The sequence below is a fragment of the Paenibacillus sinensis genome (assembly GCF_019904155.1).
GTDB lineage: Bacteria > Bacillota > Bacilli > Paenibacillales > Paenibacillaceae > Paenibacillus_AQ > Paenibacillus_AQ sinensis.
The window spans coordinates 1-14756 of record NZ_JAHCMB010000188.1 but is presented as its reverse complement, the minus strand read 5'-3'; the positions used below and the strand labels follow the sequence as shown (position 1 = coordinate 14756).

Sequence of the window (14756 nt, the reverse complement as noted above, 5' to 3'; positions counted from 1 at the left end):
CTGCCTGGCTCTTATTGTTGTTCGATGATCAGACGGACTTCTTCCCGCACGATGGAGGGATCTCATCGAACGTTTTCTGTCCTTTCCGGATCAAATCGGCATAGACCTTAGCCATGAGCCGCTTCCCCTCCCTTCAGTACGAGCAGTTGCTCGTACACTTCTGTCAGAGCAAGCTGCATATTCAGCGTTTCTTGCGAAGCAGAAACAAGCTGACTGTTGGTCTCTTCAAGAGCCGCCTTCGTGTCCGCCAAATCCTGCCGAAGACGTTCCAGCTCGTCCAGATTTTCGGCAGGTTTATCGGCTTCCTCCTGCTGGTAAGCTTCCCAGGCAGCTTGAAGTTCAGCCTCAGTCGGCTTCGGAGCGTCAATGTTCCAGACAGCAATATACGGTCCCTTGTCGATCAGGTCGTAATCCTCGCCCTCAACGAGACGATTATAATCGATACCGAAGCGAAAGTTCACACCTTCGACGGGTTCTTCCCCCGCCTCGGGAGGCTTAATTTCGTAGCGAACGCGGCCTTTTTCTTCTGCGCCGGGGCGGAGGACTGGCGTGGGGCCGTCGTCCTGGACGATAAAATCCCGGAGCGGTTCGGCGCTTGGATACAGATGCAATATGGCTGATGGTATGTGCATGTGTTATCCCTCCAATCTTTACGCGACACGTATCAGTGATGCGTGAGTGTATAGATCCCCATTATTAATCGTAGCTGCCATTGAGCATTGAACATAAAATTCTAGCACAGCACCTGCTTCTAAATATAGTTGGGCTGTTCCGGCATAACCACACCCGCCAACTCCAGGGTGGATTATACCGTCAGAAAGAGCGGTATTTAAGTTCCCATCTAATGCGATGAACAGTAGCGCTCTTTGCATTGTCGATGACGTCGGGCTTACATTTAATCCGACGCGAACCGATACGATATATATACCGCGCTCCGGTACGATAAAGCGTGAATTTGCGACGTCACAAGGACTTTTCTGATTCATTATAGAGGCGGTAAACAATAACTTTGTCGCAGTATTAGCCGCAATGTTTTGAGTCGTTATATTATTTCCACGCGTTAGTTCTCCTGCCACTCGGTTAGTTTGTGTATTATCTCCCCATGGATTGAGGATATTTTGATTCACCGAGCCGCCATTTATTGCGAGATCACCGATTGTTGAGGATGGTTGTGTTCCGGCGTATGAAATGTGTCCGCCAAGATCGGCTACATATCCAGAATAATTCCCCGCTCCTCCACTGTTTTCGACATACACCTTCCCACCGTTAATAACGGTAATAAAGCGGCCCTTGTTCGACATGTTGCAACCAGCTATACGAGCAAATGCGAGGTTAACAACAATTCCCGAATTAGGGTCTGGCTGTGATGTTGTGCTGTTAACTCGGTCTACTACAGCGCCCGAACAAGAAAGTATAGTAACCGGGGTTGCCGTCGTTGTGCTGCAATTAAATCCAGTAACTGAGGTAATTAATGAGCAATTTAGGATTTCGATTCTATTCACGATTCTTGAGGTCGAAATCACTGAATCTCCGTTGATGCTCACGCTGCCTTTGCCAACAAGACCTTTAAGTGATAAGTCTTCGTTATAAGTCCCAGAAGCCACATTAATAACGACAGAGTGATTAACAACCGGCGGCAACTTCGCGATCGCCTTCCCAATCGTCTTAAACGCCCCCGCCGCCGTATTGGCCAGCCCGTTGTTGCTGTCACTACCATCTGTCCGGACGTAGTAGGTCACGTCCGCCGTTGTGGCCTGCACCGCACTCGATGGCAGCTGCCCGGCGGGCAGCTTCGCAGTGGCGTCAAGGGACGCCACACCGCTCGCCGCGCCTTTTTGGGTCAACGGCACAGAGGCAGCCGCTTGATCCTGAAGGGTCTTTACCACCGAATCCAGCGTATCCATATTGCCATTCAGATCGGCAATATCCACAATATCGGTGCCCTCCGGTTTTTTGAGTCCCAGATTGCTCGTTGTCTTCATTGTTCACACTCCTTATTCATAGACTCTAAGATCATCCCATGTTTTGGCATGGGTCGCGTTCCAGGTCATTGCCTTTAATGCATTCCACCAGGTATAGGTGTATTGATAGCGGCAGTCCAAATGCGCCGGCTTGATCTCCTCAATAAGCTCCATCAGTTCGTTCATGCGAGGAGGAACACCGAGCGTTCCGACAAATCGGACCTCGAAGGCGTATTCATCCGGAATCTCCTCCACAGCAACCTCCCCTCCTGAAAAGGCAGATGCGGTCCGGCGGATCATCTCCGGCGTAGTCGTTCCTGCCCCACGCAGCTTGGCCTTGATAACCTCCCTGCGTCCCACTTCGCTCTTGGAAGGATCGACCTGCAAGCCAAGCTCCCTCTCCCAGCGGTCCAGCAGCCGCACCGCCGTCTCCACATTGAGCTGATCCCTTTCCTCCTCAAGGGCAAGCCAAGTAAGTCCGATTTCCTCCGAGCTACTCCCCTGCAGGGCTTCCATCTCCCGGACGCCCCGGTAATAATCCGGCAAGTAATCCATAAGATTCGGCCCGGCGGCTGAAGAATCCGCAGCCGCAATCACTCCGGTCCCTTCTATCACAGCCGTATCAGCCATTCTGCACCTCCAATACCGCATCCCCAAAGAGCGGCACCTCTTCCGCTCCCAGGGAGACATTGCTTGCGGTGCCGTTCAGCTTCAGCTCCGAGTAGTCGACAACCCCTTCCGTTGCCAGAAGCAGCGCTCCGATTACAGACTGGCTCAGGTAAGCGGAAGCATACCCCTTCTCCTTCCGGTAAGCCTCCAGAGCCAACTGGAATGCCGTGGCAACCTGCCCAATCGAATAACCCGCCGCCAACGCAACCTTTGCCGATACCGTAACGCTCTTGCCTTGAACCGAGGCGACCGTGACGACAGCTCCGACAGGAGCCTGTCCTTCTCCCAGCCCCGGAGCCGGGTCGATATATTGCTGCACGTCTTCCACAAGCACGGCGGAAGCCGGCCTTTTGTCGGCGTCGGCAATGACCACTTTAACGGTCTTCGCTCCGTTCCATAACGGAAAGATCCGCGCGCTGCCCACACCGGAGACCTTAAGCGCCCACTCCTCGTAATGGGCCTTGTTCCCGCTTGTCGCGGGTTTGCGGGCTGCATTGAAATAGCGCTGCCGCAGAGTTTCATCTCCCTCGGTCTCCACCCCAGGGATCAGCAGGGCGGCAATCTCCGCCCGCGCGAGCCGAGGAATATAATCAATTGGGAGTAGCGTTCCCGAGCTCCGGCTTCCCGCTGCCCCTGCCGTCTCGCAAATCAGTCGATAGCTGCCGGCTCCAAGCTTCTCCGCTGCCCCGTAGTTAATGGTGTCCGCCGAAAAGCGGCTGCCTATCGGAACATCCATCGCTTCGCCAGCTTCGTTATAGAACCTTCCCTGAAGCTCGGCGGGGCTGGCCGGCTTTCTGGCTATACCCGACCAGGCGATACTGCGGTCCAGATATTCTCCGGTCGCCGTATCGGCAAAGAACAGATTCGCGTTAAGCTCAATCTCCATGTAGAGCTGGGCAAGCTCGGCCGCGGCTGGCGCCAGCGCGTCATAGATGATGCTGCCTTCACGCTTATCCAGCTCGTCCGGCACCCGGTCCAGCATCCGCTCCAGTATGTCTTCAAACGTCTGGTCAGCCATTTGCACTCACTTCCTTTCTCATTTGGATATCTCCGTAGCGTGAATGCACCGTCAGGTACATCTCTACCTGATCGCCGCTGAAGACGATTCCGGAGAATGTCACTTCAGTAATCCTGTCGTCCTGAAGCAGCGCTTCTGTTACAATACGCCGAAGCTCGGCTCTCGCCAGCAGCCGCTCCCTGCCCAGCACCAGATTCCACTCCGTACCATAATCGGAGCTATAGATGAGATGCTCGTAACGGATTGTCCGCAGTGCCTTATCAACCGTCTGCCTCAATGCATCCAGACCGTCGACCCAGCCGGTAATCCTTCCTTGCTCCAGATCCACCGAGTAGGTCAGACTCGGAAGCATTTCATCCTGATCTTCCGCCATAGTTATGGAGCCCGATTGACCGATTTCAGGTATCATGATCTCATCACCAGCCTGTCCATCACCACATAGCTCTGTCCACCCTGCATGCGCAGCAGCAGTACACGGTCTCCCGCTTCCAGACCTCTGCGTAATATGATCTCATCACCATTCCATGGGAGACGCAGCTCCATCACCCCTTCCGGCAGAACAATGGCGCTCTCCGGAAGGATGAATTTCTGGTCGATCTGAATCCGAAGCGGCGATCCGGCAACGACCGTCCCAAAGAAAAAAGCCACCGGACTGCTGTTCTCCACAACACCGAGGCTTGCTTTTTTAATAATATCCAGCATGTTACACCACCTTAATTTGCAGAGACATAGTATGCTCCCCACCGGATAAGCTGTGCGTACACTCCTCAACCAGGAACAGCTGCGTCTCCAGATCATCCAGAAGGACATACAGAAAGCTGCCCGCACGCACCCGCAAATCGCCGATCGCCTGAACGGAGAGCGAGACCTTCTCCCGGTTATGCAGCTTGAGCAGCTGCTCCGCCTTCTCCTGAATTTGCGCTGCATTGGCATTGTCGTCGGCCTTCTTGGACAGGATCAAAGTCCCCCAGCGTTTGACATTCCCGGTGTCGGTGACCGGATAGAAATCCCGTTTGCCTGTCTCTTCATTGTTCCGATATAAAATAACCGTGTTATAAGTCTCGTCATCGATGCTCGATTTCAACGAATAGTCATACAATCGACTGCCTTCTCCCAAAACAACGGGAACCAGCATGGAGCCCGGCCCGCGAAGCGTCAGTGCGCCAAAATCATCGTAAAAAGCGAGCAGCCTTCCCTTCTGCCGAAGCTCGCTTCCGATCGCTCCCATGATGATATCCAGCAGCTTCTTGTCGTCCTCGATCAAGGAAGGCTGCACGTACTGCGCCTCCTCGACCACGCCTGTCTGCAGACCGTAATCCTTGGCGATTTTGCGAATAACATCAGCTGCCGTTACATTCTCCAGCACATAGCTTCCGTTGCCCATCAAGTAGCGGATCTGGTCGTAAGCCGTCAGCTTCAGTTCGCTGTCCGCTCCCCGCTCAATGCTGAACACGAAACCATAGAATACATCGATCCCGTCCTTCCGAAGCTGCACGATATCGCCATTGGACACCTTGAATTCCCGGCGTTGATATAAACCTCCGTCCACAAGCGTCAGCTCAAGGGTTGAGGGCTTGCCGGCGCGGGATGTCTTCCAGGAGATCTCGGAGGCTATCCGGGAAAGGTCCCACAGTCCGCCTTCCTTGTTCTTGATCAGCAGTTCCATGCCATCCTCCTTTCCGTCCTTGCTTATCCTCCAGAGTCCCGGGCTCTTAAGGAATCTTGAGCGTCATGCCGATCGGGAGCTTACGGAGCCTGCTGTCCGGAATGGCGTTGAGCTTCTGGATTTCTCTCCATCTGTTGGCGTCGCCCAATAGCTTCTTGGCTACCTTCCACAGATTATCGCCCGCTTTAAGCGTATAGGTGGTCTTCGCCACCCTGTCGTCATCCCGCTTCTGTTGAGCTTTCGCCTTACCCTTGACGGTCTTCACCGGCATCGCCTGATAGAACTCGTACTTCTTCAGAGCAATGGAGTATTCGATGTCTCCCGAAGTTCCGGCGCTGAGCTTCCAACTGAAGCTTTCAATGCTCATGGCCATGTTGACGGCAAAGTCCCTTTTTTTGAGAGCTGCTCGCAACTCTTGGGCAGTCACTCCATCTGGCGCCGACATTTCCGAATGATCACTTTCCAGTCCCGAAAAAATAAACCGGATCGGTCGTCTGCTCCTCATCCACTTCTTGATCATACTTACGTACTCAAACGGACTGAGCAGACTGTTCTCCGGCACCAGCACGAACGGATAACGCTGCGCAGGAAAAATGCTATCCAGCGTAATCTCGGTCAGTTTGGGATAGGAAATCGCGTTAATGGCGCCATAGTCGATAATCGTGTAGCTTTTTCCCTCACCCGCCTCCTTGATTTCCAGCGTCTCAGGATTCACCGGCAGCCGGAACAGCTCATCCATGTTGTTATAGGTAAGATAAAAACCGTATTCTTCGCCAGCCATCACGTATACACCCCCTGTGCGGTCGACAGGAACTCTTCGTTCAGCTTTTGGCTGATTTTGTTCATAATCGAGTCGATATCGCCCGCATTATGAATATCACCTGTTGTTAGCTGTACGGTTGGAGTCAGCTGGACGAAATTCTGTATGGCCTGTATCTCGGCCAGATCCCGCAGCATTTCCAGGTCGTCACTGGAGATATCGACGCTTCCCTTCACTTCGCCGACTTCGCCGACACTGTTGACGTTGTTGATGTTGTTCATGCCGCTCATACTATTTGTGTTCATGCCGCTTGCCGTCATGGCGTTCATACCGTTAATTCCTGCCGGAGCGCCGCCTGTGGTAAGCTTGTTATCTTTTCCGCTACCTGTAAGCGATTTTACCTTTCCATTGAGGTTGGACATCGCGTTACCAGCAATATTAGCATACTGTTTGGCGGCTATCGAAGGATCGACGAATGCTTTCTTCTCACTGCTTACCGTCTGTTTGTCACTGGTAGGCGGAACGATCTGCTTGCGGAGATTATCCACCATGCCGCTGAACACATGGGGGTCATCGGCGTCCAGCAGATTGACCTTCAAATTGGCCAGGCCCTCAAATCCCGGAATATGGCTTAGAAAATCGGTAACGGCCTTGAACTTGGTCAGAACCATATTCACTGCTGTGACAATCGCTTTGACGAAGCCGCCGGCGAAATTCTCCACTCCCAGCGCCATCATGTACACGAAATCCAGTATTTGCATCGTCAGATCATAGAACAGCTTCTTCACGGCAAAGACCGGATCGATGAACAGATTACGCAGAAAGTCCGAGAATATAATGAAGGTGTTGTACAGCCCGATGATGATATTCTCAATAACAGCTTTTAGAAAGCCAAACATGCCGGCGATGAAGCCGATAATTTCCCCAGCCGTAACCCCCGACTGCATGAGGCAGTAGATGAGCAGCGCAATGACGGCAATAATAATCAAGATCGGCCAGTTGACGGCCAGCCAGGCGACAGCCAGCGACCAGACCTGTACAATCATTGCGGCTAAATACACAAAGGCAATCGCTGCCAAAATGGGACCGATGACCGACCAGTTCTGCTGGATCACGCCCATCATATAGATCAATCCGTCCACAACCATGCCTACAGCCGTCGCTACGATGAGGAAGACATTGGCCATAAAGTTGATCGCCGCAACCATCTGATCCGACTTGAACGCGTTATTGAGCGCATCCAGAGCGGGCCGGAGCGCGGTCATCGCTTTCTCTCCCATCATGCCAAACGCATTATCGATATTCTGCTGCAGCTTCTCCCAGTTCTCCTGGTCTTTGGCGGTGCTTGAGTTCTTGATGACCTTCTCGCCCATCGACTTGGCAATATCGAATGCACCGGACAGGTCGATTTCTTTCAGAGCGCCGGTGGTTTTTCCGAGAAAGCCTTCTTTCTTCTCCGGCTTGCCGGACGACGACGCAGCTCCAGAATGCGAGACCTCACCGGAGCCGCCACCGCTCCCCGACGCAGCTGCCGCCGCTGCAGCTCCGGTTCCGCCCGATACGGCGGCAGCGCCCGCCAGTTTGCCCGGGAATACGCGGGCCGCCACTTTTTCCCCGATATATTTGACCACTTCAAATGTATTGATATTAAAGGCATCCAGCACTTCATCCACCCGGCTTAGAAACGTCTTCTTCACCTCGGCCGAGGCATTGCCTCCGCCCGATCCGCGCGCCTGCTCGTTCAGCTTTCGGGCAGCTTCCTGCGACTGCATGAAGCCTTCAACAAAAGACTTGTTCTTCTCCTCATATACACGCTCCAGAATTTTCTGAAGATCGTTGAGGGAGGAGGAGGCGCGGTCAAAATTCTGGTTAAGCCGGTCCCATTCGGCATTTACATTGCGCCATACCACAAGGGCTCTAACTGGCACCAATGCGGTACTCGTCGCTTCATTTCCCATGAATCCACCTCCTTTATCGCTTTCTTGAGCCGGATTTGGCTCTCTCCCGCTTCTCCCGGTCCACACGCACGGCGATCATAGCGTAAATGGCGGCTCTCTCCCGTTTGGACAGCGACATCAGCTCATGCGGCAGGATATGCAGCTCATGGAGGGCGTAATAAGCCAGGTTGGCTTCGCCGTCGCCCTCGTTAATCAGTTTTTTACTTCGTCCACCAGTTCGTTCATATCTGTAGCGAAGCCGTTAAGCGTCTGAACACGCTCGCCGAGCGCGGCAAATTCGCCGGGGAGCAGCATTTTCCGCAGCAGCGCTTCCGCGCCCAGAACGCCGTAAGAGCGCTGGAGCTCCGCGTTTTTCAAATCGGGATACTCCACGCTTGCCGTCATCAGCTTGGCCATATAATCATTGGCGTCAATTTCCGGCGTATAGATGCCATTCTTGCCTTTGACTTTACGCGTTGCCGCCTTCCGGCATTCCTGATTCTCGTCCTCCGTCATGCTGCGCAGCTTCCAGGGCACGGGATTACCGTCCTGGTCTTTGAAGCGGCTGGAGACGATAAATTCCTCGGTGGTATCACAGCTCACATTTTGGGCAAAAAACATACTGAATTCGCTCATTCTTCCTACTCCTCCTATATAGTTCATCATTGGCTCATCGTGAATCGCCGGAACGTCCCCTTCAAGGTTCCGTCCCGGCGGCATCAGCTAGCAGCAGCTGTTTACGCTGTTAAGCTTGCGTTGGCGCTCCGAAAGTCTGCACAATCTGCACATCCTCAAAGGTGAAGCTGACATCTTCCTCCAGCGCATCCGACTCCGTGTCGAGAGAAGCCATAATGACGCTGTCCAGATTGACGCCTTTCAGGATGATCCGCTGGGCACCGATGCTGGAAGAAGGATCGTCGTTAGTCACTTCGATATCAAAATACTGATCGATGCCTGTATTCATATAATCCAGCATCATCTGCCGGAACCGGCTCGTCATATAGAAAATCGTCATCGACCCGCTGCCCGACCAGCCTGTCGCTTTATGCTGCACGCCGCGGCGGCCCAGCGTCTTGACTTCCGCCTTTTGCTTCTCCACCGTAGCCTCCAGCTTCTTCACATAGAACATTTCTTCCGTCTGGGTGCCGATCACCGCAAAGGCGCGGCCCTCTTGACCGGAAATCGTATCGCTTGCTTTCAGGAACGCCATATTATGCCACCTTCACTTTCATATAGACTTTTTCTACCGAATCGACAGGCTGTACGGCAATCTCCAGCACTACGCTGTCGCCGTCCCGGCCAGCCGTTACAGTAATATCTTTCTGGGCGTTGAAGTTCTCAATCGCTCCCAAATCCTGAAGATCGCTCATGTATGAGGCGCATTGCGACCAGAACAGGGCTCGTCCGTCCTCGTTATTCGAGACCTTGCCGAGAAAGTACGATTCAAAAATCGATTTCATATCACCGGCAATCGCATCCAGTACGCGGAGCACACGATTCTTGGACAGCACTTTGCCCTTGTCCGGCGTGAATGACGTCAGCGTATTGATATCCTGCTCAACCACCGCTTTCGATCCGCTGTAAGTAAAGAGCAAATTGCCATTTTGCAGCGCCGTCTCCGTCTCGGAATGGCTCAGACGAATATCGGCGTCCACGGCATCATCATACGCCTGATAGGTCAGCGACTCGTTCACCGCAGCAGCTGCGGTTGCTCCAGCTGTCCAGGCAACGGCGTTTACTTTATCGACTACGGTGCCATCGCTTAGAATAACGCCGTTCTTGACGCTGACCGCTCCTTCATAATCGGCTGCCGCATAATCGGCCAGCACAGCTTGAACCTTCTTGCCCTCTGTATCCCGCAGCCGCTTCACATAGGAGACATAGAGGGATTTCAACGTATTGTCTCCGGACAGCAGACCGACGGTTTGAAACTCCTGCACCTCCAGCTTGCTCATGAAGCTGCTGTGATCCAGATTTGTTACGGTACCGTCGCTGCCGCCTGCAAGGGGGATAGACGCCGCCGCTTGAAGTCCTTCGGAACCATTCTCTTCAAAAGAGACAAAAGCATTAGCGACCAGTTCAGTTGCAGACGAAACGGTCTGTCTGTCCACTTCCGCTCCTTGAAGAATCGTCTTGATGTCGAATTTGGTCTCATCTTCGATATTGGAGCTGATGACAATCGCCAGATCATTGCCGCGAATGCCTCCGTGAACGGCTGTGGCCTTCACGCCTCCGGCTGTGGCGGTCGCCTTAACGCCTGCATTCAGCCGGTATACAAGCAGCTTCCCGGCACGCTTCAGCGCCTCACGGACCGGAAGCAGCGAAGCATGGCTCCAATCGTAACCGAGAAGCTTCAGCACCTCCGTCTGCGGCGTTACGGTAATGATCTCTCCGGCGGGGCCCCAGGAAAGAACCAGAGCCAAAGCTGCGATTCCACGGTCTCCTACGGTTCCAATCGCCCCTGAGTGGGTGGACACGTCCACATACACACCGGGTCTTACTTTATTCTGCGTCGTCCAAGTTCCTCCGGCCATTAGTTAACCTCCTTTGTCATAAAGAATGTCAATTCTTCTCTCGCTTGCTCGACGGTGTAGTACCGTTCCGGCTGCAAAATCACATTCAACACATCTTTTTCGATTGGCGTGAAAAACGCCGATTCCAGAATCTGATTCTTCTCGAATCCTGTCTTCTTCTCATTCACGGTCATTTCAATCTTCCTTCCTCTTCAAATTGTCCCATTAACACTTGGCCCTGCTGCCCGCTTCGCAGCACATACATGCTGTACTCCGCTATGAACATTGGCGCCTCATTCTGAATTTCCGCTGTCCACAGCTGATTCCGGCTGCGATATTGAACCTCATCGCCTTCAACAATGGAGAGTGCTTCCTGCAAGTCGTCGGTCAACATCTCCGTCTCTTCAACCGAACTGCCTTCATGGCGGATACCGAAACGGTACACTGCCGTGGAGCGATCTTCCCGCTTGCGTTCATAAGCCGCCGACAGCAAGTTAACCTTGAATGACGGCCCTTCCGCATTGGCTTCGGCCGAAATTACAGGCACCTCCGGGAAACTTTGCCCCAGCGCACTAATGATACAGTTCTTCAAATGCCGCACAGACATGGCATCCTTCCTTTCCTCCCGGCTCCAGCCGGACCATGCTAAGACTGGTAACAACCCTCCTTTATCCCTTCATCAGGTTCGGAAATATAAAACGGATATCATTCACAAAGGAACGATATCCGTCATGGCTTTATGACAAACGCCGAAAGAAGCTTTCACCGATGATAGGCCGCCGTTTGTGGCAGGCTTGAGTGAAGCATTTATGCTTCCTGGTGTCCTTTCGCTTCATTTGCCATGTTATAATCATAATCTCTTTTTTCACTCATGAAGACGGTAAAGGAGCGGGTTAAGGGCTGATATTTGGGGGTAATATGCCGGTTGCAGGGAAGCCTCTGATTCAAGCCACAAAAAAAGCGGCTGCCCCCTCTTGAACTGTCGAAAGTCTCAAGAGCCGCGATCCAAAGATCGCTTGGGTCATCCGCTTGATATAGAAGTTTGTATTGTGCTTTACCGCAACTTGTTACCGTTGACCTTTATTTCTTCCGGATTGTTTTCTTCAGTGTATTGGCCATTGAAGTGGGCAAAAGCGGTTTGAGATCAAGCATGTTCAATTCATGAAAAGCCAGCGCCATTTTATAGAAAGCCCGGGTCCGAATCTTCACGTACGTATCCTTACTCACCGGCGGGTTCAGCACATGGTTGTATACGGTATAGTCATAGACCTCGTCCCGTCTCATGTACCTCTCCCGAAGCAGTTGCTGTTCCCTGCTGTCCAAGCGCTCCACCACCGAGTCGATTGCGGAACAGTAAGCCATTCTGGCTGCGGGTACATCCACATTATGAGCGGCGAGAGATCCGGTTGAGTCCGATATCGCATGTGTGGGTCCATGAAATCGTTCCGAGTAAGAATACGTGATCGTAGCCTCACGTGCTTCAAACGTAATCGTTTTGAAAATCCGGTATTTTTCCAGCATGCTCTCGATCGCAATCTGAGTCCGTCGGCGGTCCAGCTCAGGCAGAGTTGATATAAGGTTCATTGTGCAGCACTCCTTTGTCTTTGTGTGAGAATTCGCTTCATTGTTCTCTTATGAATGTGGTAAAATGACAGTGTTCGTATGTTGTTCGTATTTTTCTATAATATACCACTTGCTCTTTCTACCGTAAAATCCGATTACAAGGCTTGTACATATGAATATCTCTGTGTATCTCTCTTTATCTTGCCTAAAGGCAATTTATCTCTAATGGTCTTTACCTTTTGGCAACATTCGTATATATTGATTATGAAAGAGATGAGTTTATAAGGAGAGTTGCGGAATGGGACAAGATTTTGGAGTTTATTTGAAAAAGCTGCGGGAAGCCCATGGACTTACCCTCAACCAGTTCGCTTCAATGACCGGGATTAGCGGTTCACAGATTTCACGAATGGAGAACGGCATCAGAGGCGTCCCCAAGCCGGCCACATTGCGAAAAATTGCCGACGCGCTTGGGATGCCCTATGAGCAGTTAATGGAGCAGGCCGGATATCTTCCGGGCACAAGCGAAATGGATTCGGTTCCTGCGTGGGCTACTGGAAAGGATAAGCGCGATTTTAAAAAGATGCTTGAGGATGACGGGGAATTAATGTTTGATGGAATTCCGCTCAACGAGGAAGACAAGCAGCGGATCAAGGATGTGCTGACAGGACTCTTCTGGGAGGCCAAGCGCATGAACAAACGCAAGCCGCCCTCCGAGTAAGGGAGCCGATGCTTTACATTTGTACAATATATCATGCTGCAGGTGAAGACTATGGATGAACTGATCGGTCAACTGATAAGAAAATACCAAACCAACAATCCGTTCGAACTATGCCAGGCTCTGAGCATTCATGTCCGCTTTATGGACCTGGGCAACCATACCAAGGGATTGTATTACCGTAAACTCCGTAGAAGATTTATCATCATTCATAATGAATTGTCACCCGAATGGCAAAGGTTCGTCTGTGCGCATGAATTGGCTCATGATCGGCTGCATAAAGGGATCAACCGTTTCTTTCTTGAGAAAAACTCCTATTTCGCCCCAGGCAAGCTGGAACGACAAGCCAACCATTTTGCCGTTCTTCTGCTGACTTCATTCAACCGTCCAGAGCAGGATGAATCCTTGGAAAGCTTCTGCTCGCGAATGGGGATTCCCCCTGAAGCCGGCATTTTTTTAGAACCATGATCCGAACATATATTCTCATTCAATATTTGAGGATCTCATCTTTTCAGCCCGTTGTTGAGAAGGTCTGATCAACACAAAAAAACCCTTACCGGATGTAAGAGTAACTGAAAGATTATAATAAGATGGAGCGGGTGATGGGAATCGAACCCACGCTATCAGCTTGGAAGGCTGAAGTTCTACCATTGAACTACACCCGCATAGCTAGAAAGAATCGGGATGACACGATTCGAACATGCGACCCCCTGGTCCCAAACCAGGTGCTCTACCAAGCTGAGCTACATCCCGTTATAAAGAAATTAAATGGCGCGCCCTGAGAGATTCGAACTCCCGACCTTTTGATTCGTAGTCAAACGCTCTATCCAGCTGAGCTAAGGGCGCATATTATGGAGCGGACGACGGGAATCGAACCCGCGACCCTCGCCTTGGCAAGGCGATGCTCTACCGCTGAGCCACGTCCGCAATTAAATGGTGCGCGTGGAGGGACTTGAACCCCCACGTCAAAGACGCTAGATCCTAAGTCTAGTGCGTCTGCCAATTCCGCCACACGCGCAAGTGAATGAAAGTGAGCCATGAAGGACTCGAACCTTCGACACCCTGATTAAAAGTCAGGTGCTCTACCAACTGAGCTAATGGCTCTCAGATAAGGAGTCACCGAAAGGTTATCGGATTCGCCCTCACAACCAGGCATCATATCAGGAATGAAGTGGCTGGGGATATAGGATTCGAACCTATGGATCACGGAGTCAGAGACCGTTGCCTTACCACTTGGCTAATCCCCAATAATGGATATTTACATCTTACCCATATTCAAACCTAAATATAAGAAGTATATGGTGGAGGCTGAGGGGATCGAACCCCCGACCCTCTGCTTGTAAGGCAGATGCTCTCCCAGCTGAGCTAAGCCTCCATATTGATGGAATCCTTATGAAGTAACACAAGCATTTAATAATGGTGACCCGTAGGGGATTCGAACCCCTGTTACCTCCGTGAAAGGGAGGTGTCTTAACCCCTTGACCAACGGGCCTTAAAAAATGGAGCTCTCAACCGGGATCGAACCGGTGACCTCATCCTTACCATGGATGCACTCTACCTTCTGAGCTATGAGAGCATGGCTCCCCGAACAGGACTCGAACCTGTGACAACTCGATTAACAGTCGAGTGCTCTACCAACTGAGCTATCAGGGAATATGATACCGCTTGGCAGCTTCCTACTCTCCCAGGACCCTTCGGTCCAAGTACCATCGGCGCTGGAGGGCTTAACGGTCGTGTTCGGGATGGGTACGCGTGGAACCCCTCCGCCATCGCCACCAAACGGGCATTTGCGGTACAAATGCATATTCAGGCTTGATCGCCTGAAAACTGGATCGAAACGAAAATTTGCGTTTTGCCCCTTCGTGTTCCGGGGTCTTTTTGGATAAGCCCTCGACCGATTAGTACTGGTCAGCTCCATGCATTGCTGCACTTCCACCCCCAGCCTATCAACCTC

Annotated in this window: 18 protein-coding genes, 11 tRNA genes and 1 rRNA gene; 2 read left to right on the top strand and 28 right to left on the bottom strand. The window is 52.0% G+C overall.

What is annotated here, in order from left to right; all coding sequences use genetic code 11:
* Window positions 1-28: 28 nt before the first annotated feature.
* The 16 genes from KIH86_RS30200 to KIH86_RS21845 form a co-directional block, all read right to left on the bottom strand.
* The gene (locus KIH86_RS30200; protein ID WP_407672334.1) at window positions 29-115 is read right to left on the bottom strand and encodes a CD1375 family protein; all 87 of its coding nucleotides are present in this window, start codon (window positions 113-115) and stop codon (window positions 29-31) included.
* Entirely contained in the window at window positions 108-632 is a 525-nt protein-coding gene (locus tag KIH86_RS21915) for an XkdW family protein (RefSeq protein ID WP_223083454.1), read from the bottom strand. Before KIH86_RS21915 ends, KIH86_RS30200 begins: the two co-directional genes overlap by 8 nt.
* 18 nt (window positions 633-650) lie before the next feature.
* Window positions 651-1982: a hypothetical protein gene (locus KIH86_RS21910; RefSeq protein ID WP_223083453.1), complete on the bottom strand. Its 1332-nt coding sequence runs from the start codon at window positions 1980-1982 to the stop codon at window positions 651-653.
* A gap of 12 nt (window positions 1983-1994) precedes the next feature.
* On the bottom strand, window positions 1995-2591 hold the full coding sequence (locus tag KIH86_RS21905) for a putative phage tail protein (RefSeq protein ID WP_223083452.1): 597 nt from the start codon (window positions 2589-2591) through the stop codon (window positions 1995-1997).
* Window positions 2584-3648, bottom strand: coding sequence for a baseplate J/gp47 family protein (locus KIH86_RS21900; RefSeq protein ID WP_223083451.1), 1065 nt, complete (start codon window positions 3646-3648; stop codon window positions 2584-2586). Before KIH86_RS21900 ends, KIH86_RS21905 begins: the two co-directional genes overlap by 8 nt.
* Window positions 3641-4021, bottom strand: a complete 381-nt coding sequence (locus KIH86_RS21895; RefSeq protein ID WP_235775539.1) for a DUF2634 domain-containing protein — start codon at window positions 4019-4021, stop codon at window positions 3641-3643. Before KIH86_RS21895 ends, KIH86_RS21900 begins: the two co-directional genes overlap by 8 nt.
* Before the next feature lie 32 nt (window positions 4022-4053).
* The gene (locus KIH86_RS21890) at window positions 4054-4350 is read right to left on the bottom strand and encodes a DUF2577 domain-containing protein (RefSeq protein WP_223083449.1); all 297 of its coding nucleotides are present in this window, start codon (window positions 4348-4350) and stop codon (window positions 4054-4056) included.
* Between the two features lies 1 nt (window position 4351).
* Complete coding sequence (locus tag KIH86_RS21885; RefSeq protein WP_223083448.1) at window positions 4352-5314, bottom strand: XkdQ/YqbQ family protein; 963 nt, start codon at window positions 5312-5314, stop codon at window positions 4352-4354.
* A 46-nt stretch (window positions 5315-5360) separates the two neighbouring features.
* On the bottom strand, window positions 5361-6095 hold the full coding sequence (locus tag KIH86_RS21880) for a LysM peptidoglycan-binding domain-containing protein (protein ID WP_223083447.1): 735 nt from the start codon (window positions 6093-6095) through the stop codon (window positions 5361-5363).
* Window positions 6095-8032 carry a hypothetical protein gene (locus KIH86_RS21875; RefSeq protein ID WP_223083446.1) on the bottom strand — a complete coding sequence of 646 codons (1938 nt, stop codon included), beginning with the start codon at window positions 8030-8032 and terminating at the stop codon, window positions 6095-6097. The genes KIH86_RS21880 and KIH86_RS21875 overlap by 1 nt, the downstream gene beginning before the upstream one ends.
* Before the next feature lie 192 nt (window positions 8033-8224).
* The gene (locus tag KIH86_RS21870; RefSeq protein ID WP_223083445.1) at window positions 8225-8647 is read right to left on the bottom strand and encodes a phage tail assembly chaperone; all 423 of its coding nucleotides are present in this window, start codon (window positions 8645-8647) and stop codon (window positions 8225-8227) included.
* A 109-nt stretch (window positions 8648-8756) separates the two neighbouring features.
* The gene (locus KIH86_RS21865; protein ID WP_223083444.1) at window positions 8757-9221 is read right to left on the bottom strand and encodes a phage tail tube protein; all 465 of its coding nucleotides are present in this window, start codon (window positions 9219-9221) and stop codon (window positions 8757-8759) included.
* 1 nt (window position 9222) lies between these two features.
* Window positions 9223-10545: a phage tail sheath family protein gene (locus KIH86_RS21860; RefSeq protein ID WP_223083443.1), complete on the bottom strand. Its 1323-nt coding sequence runs from the start codon at window positions 10543-10545 to the stop codon at window positions 9223-9225.
* A complete protein-coding gene (locus KIH86_RS21855; RefSeq protein ID WP_223083442.1) occupies window positions 10545-10718 on the bottom strand; it encodes a hypothetical protein in 174 nt (57 codons plus the stop codon). The genes KIH86_RS21860 and KIH86_RS21855 overlap by 1 nt, the downstream gene beginning before the upstream one ends.
* Window positions 10715-11131 (bottom strand): phage tail terminator family protein, encoded by a 417-nt coding sequence (locus KIH86_RS21850; protein ID WP_223110663.1) that lies wholly within the window; start codon window positions 11129-11131, stop codon window positions 10715-10717. The genes KIH86_RS21855 and KIH86_RS21850 overlap by 4 nt, the downstream gene beginning before the upstream one ends.
* 473 nt (window positions 11132-11604) lie before the next feature.
* Window positions 11605-12108: an ArpU family phage packaging/lysis transcriptional regulator gene (locus tag KIH86_RS21845; protein WP_223083440.1), complete on the bottom strand. Its 504-nt coding sequence runs from the start codon at window positions 12106-12108 to the stop codon at window positions 11605-11607.
* Between the two features lie 277 nt (window positions 12109-12385).
* Here KIH86_RS21845 and KIH86_RS21840 point away from each other — a divergent pair, with 277 nt between their 5' ends.
* Both KIH86_RS21840 and KIH86_RS21835 read left to right on the top strand, forming a co-directional pair.
* The gene (locus KIH86_RS21840; protein WP_223083439.1) at window positions 12386-12805 is read left to right on the top strand and encodes a helix-turn-helix domain-containing protein; all 420 of its coding nucleotides are present in this window, start codon (window positions 12386-12388) and stop codon (window positions 12803-12805) included.
* Between the two features lie 51 nt (window positions 12806-12856).
* Window positions 12857-13270 carry an ImmA/IrrE family metallo-endopeptidase gene (locus KIH86_RS21835; protein WP_223083438.1) on the top strand — a complete coding sequence of 138 codons (414 nt, stop codon included), beginning with the start codon at window positions 12857-12859 and terminating at the stop codon, window positions 13268-13270.
* Window positions 13271-13393: 123 nt separating this feature from the next.
* Here the strand turns inward: KIH86_RS21835 and KIH86_RS21830 are convergent.
* From KIH86_RS21830 to rrf, 12 genes are all read right to left on the bottom strand, one after another.
* Window positions 13394-13467 (bottom strand) — tRNA-Gly (locus tag KIH86_RS21830).
* Between the two features lie 14 nt (window positions 13468-13481).
* Window positions 13482-13555: transfer RNA gene (locus KIH86_RS21825), tRNA-Pro, on the bottom strand.
* A 16-nt stretch (window positions 13556-13571) separates the two neighbouring features.
* Window positions 13572-13648, bottom strand: a tRNA-Arg gene (locus KIH86_RS21820).
* A 6-nt stretch (window positions 13649-13654) separates the two neighbouring features.
* Window positions 13655-13729, bottom strand: a tRNA-Gly gene (locus tag KIH86_RS21815).
* Window positions 13730-13736: 7 nt separating this feature from the next.
* Window positions 13737-13820 (bottom strand) — tRNA-Leu (locus KIH86_RS21810).
* Window positions 13821-13833: 13 nt separating this feature from the next.
* A tRNA-Lys gene (locus KIH86_RS21805) sits at window positions 13834-13906 on the bottom strand.
* 68 nt (window positions 13907-13974) lie between these two features.
* Window positions 13975-14049, bottom strand: a tRNA-Gln gene (locus KIH86_RS21800).
* 52 nt (window positions 14050-14101) lie between these two features.
* A tRNA-Val gene (locus KIH86_RS21795) sits at window positions 14102-14177 on the bottom strand.
* Between the two features lie 42 nt (window positions 14178-14219).
* Window positions 14220-14294, bottom strand: a tRNA-Glu gene (locus KIH86_RS21790).
* 8 nt (window positions 14295-14302) lie between these two features.
* Window positions 14303-14378 (bottom strand) — tRNA-Thr (locus KIH86_RS21785).
* Between the two features lies 1 nt (window position 14379).
* A tRNA-Asn gene (locus KIH86_RS21780) sits at window positions 14380-14455 on the bottom strand.
* Window positions 14456-14465: 10 nt separating this feature from the next.
* Window positions 14466-14582: ribosomal RNA gene (gene rrf, locus KIH86_RS21775) — 5S ribosomal RNA — on the bottom strand.
* Window positions 14583-14756 lie beyond the last annotated feature (174 nt).

Excerpts from the sequence above, each read along its gene's own strand:
- KIH86_RS30200 (WP_407672334.1), bottom strand. The coding sequence starts at position 115 with ATGGCTAAGGTCTATGCCGATTTGATCCGGAAAGGACAGAAAACGTTC.
- KIH86_RS21915 (WP_223083454.1), bottom strand. The coding sequence starts at position 632 with ATGCACATACCATCAGCCATATTGCATCTGTATCCAAGCGCCGAACCG.
- KIH86_RS21910 (WP_223083453.1), bottom strand. The coding sequence starts at position 1,982 with ATGAAGACAACGAGCAATCTGGGACTCAAAAAACCGGAGGGCACCGAT.
- KIH86_RS21905 (WP_223083452.1), bottom strand. The coding sequence starts at position 2,591 with ATGGCTGATACGGCTGTGATAGAAGGGACCGGAGTGATTGCGGCTGCG.
- KIH86_RS21900 (WP_223083451.1), bottom strand. The coding sequence starts at position 3,648 with ATGGCTGACCAGACGTTTGAAGACATACTGGAGCGGATGCTGGACCGG.
- KIH86_RS21895 (WP_235775539.1), bottom strand. The coding sequence starts at position 4,021 with ATGGCGGAAGATCAGGATGAAATGCTTCCGAGTCTGACCTACTCGGTG.
- KIH86_RS21890 (WP_223083449.1), bottom strand. The coding sequence starts at position 4,350 with ATGCTGGATATTATTAAAAAAGCAAGCCTCGGTGTTGTGGAGAACAGC.
- KIH86_RS21885 (WP_223083448.1), bottom strand. The coding sequence starts at position 5,314 with ATGGAACTGCTGATCAAGAACAAGGAAGGCGGACTGTGGGACCTTTCC.
- KIH86_RS21880 (WP_223083447.1), bottom strand. The coding sequence starts at position 6,095 with ATGGCTGGCGAAGAATACGGTTTTTATCTTACCTATAACAACATGGAT.
- KIH86_RS21875 (WP_223083446.1), bottom strand. The coding sequence starts at position 8,032 with ATGGGAAATGAAGCGACGAGTACCGCATTGGTGCCAGTTAGAGCCCTT.
- KIH86_RS21870 (WP_223083445.1), bottom strand. The coding sequence starts at position 8,647 with ATGAGCGAATTCAGTATGTTTTTTGCCCAAAATGTGAGCTGTGATACC.
- KIH86_RS21865 (WP_223083444.1), bottom strand. The coding sequence starts at position 9,221 with ATGGCGTTCCTGAAAGCAAGCGATACGATTTCCGGTCAAGAGGGCCGC.
- KIH86_RS21860 (WP_223083443.1), bottom strand. The coding sequence starts at position 10,545 with ATGGCCGGAGGAACTTGGACGACGCAGAATAAAGTAAGACCCGGTGTG.
- KIH86_RS21855 (WP_223083442.1), bottom strand. The coding sequence starts at position 10,718 with ATGACCGTGAATGAGAAGAAGACAGGATTCGAGAAGAATCAGATTCTG.
- KIH86_RS21850 (WP_223110663.1), bottom strand. The coding sequence starts at position 11,131 with ATGTCTGTGCGGCATTTGAAGAACTGTATCATTAGTGCGCTGGGGCAA.
- KIH86_RS21845 (WP_223083440.1), bottom strand. The coding sequence starts at position 12,108 with ATGAACCTTATATCAACTCTGCCTGAGCTGGACCGCCGACGGACTCAG.
- KIH86_RS21840 (WP_223083439.1), top strand. The coding sequence starts at position 12,386 with ATGGGACAAGATTTTGGAGTTTATTTGAAAAAGCTGCGGGAAGCCCAT.
- KIH86_RS21835 (WP_223083438.1), top strand. The coding sequence starts at position 12,857 with ATGGATGAACTGATCGGTCAACTGATAAGAAAATACCAAACCAACAAT.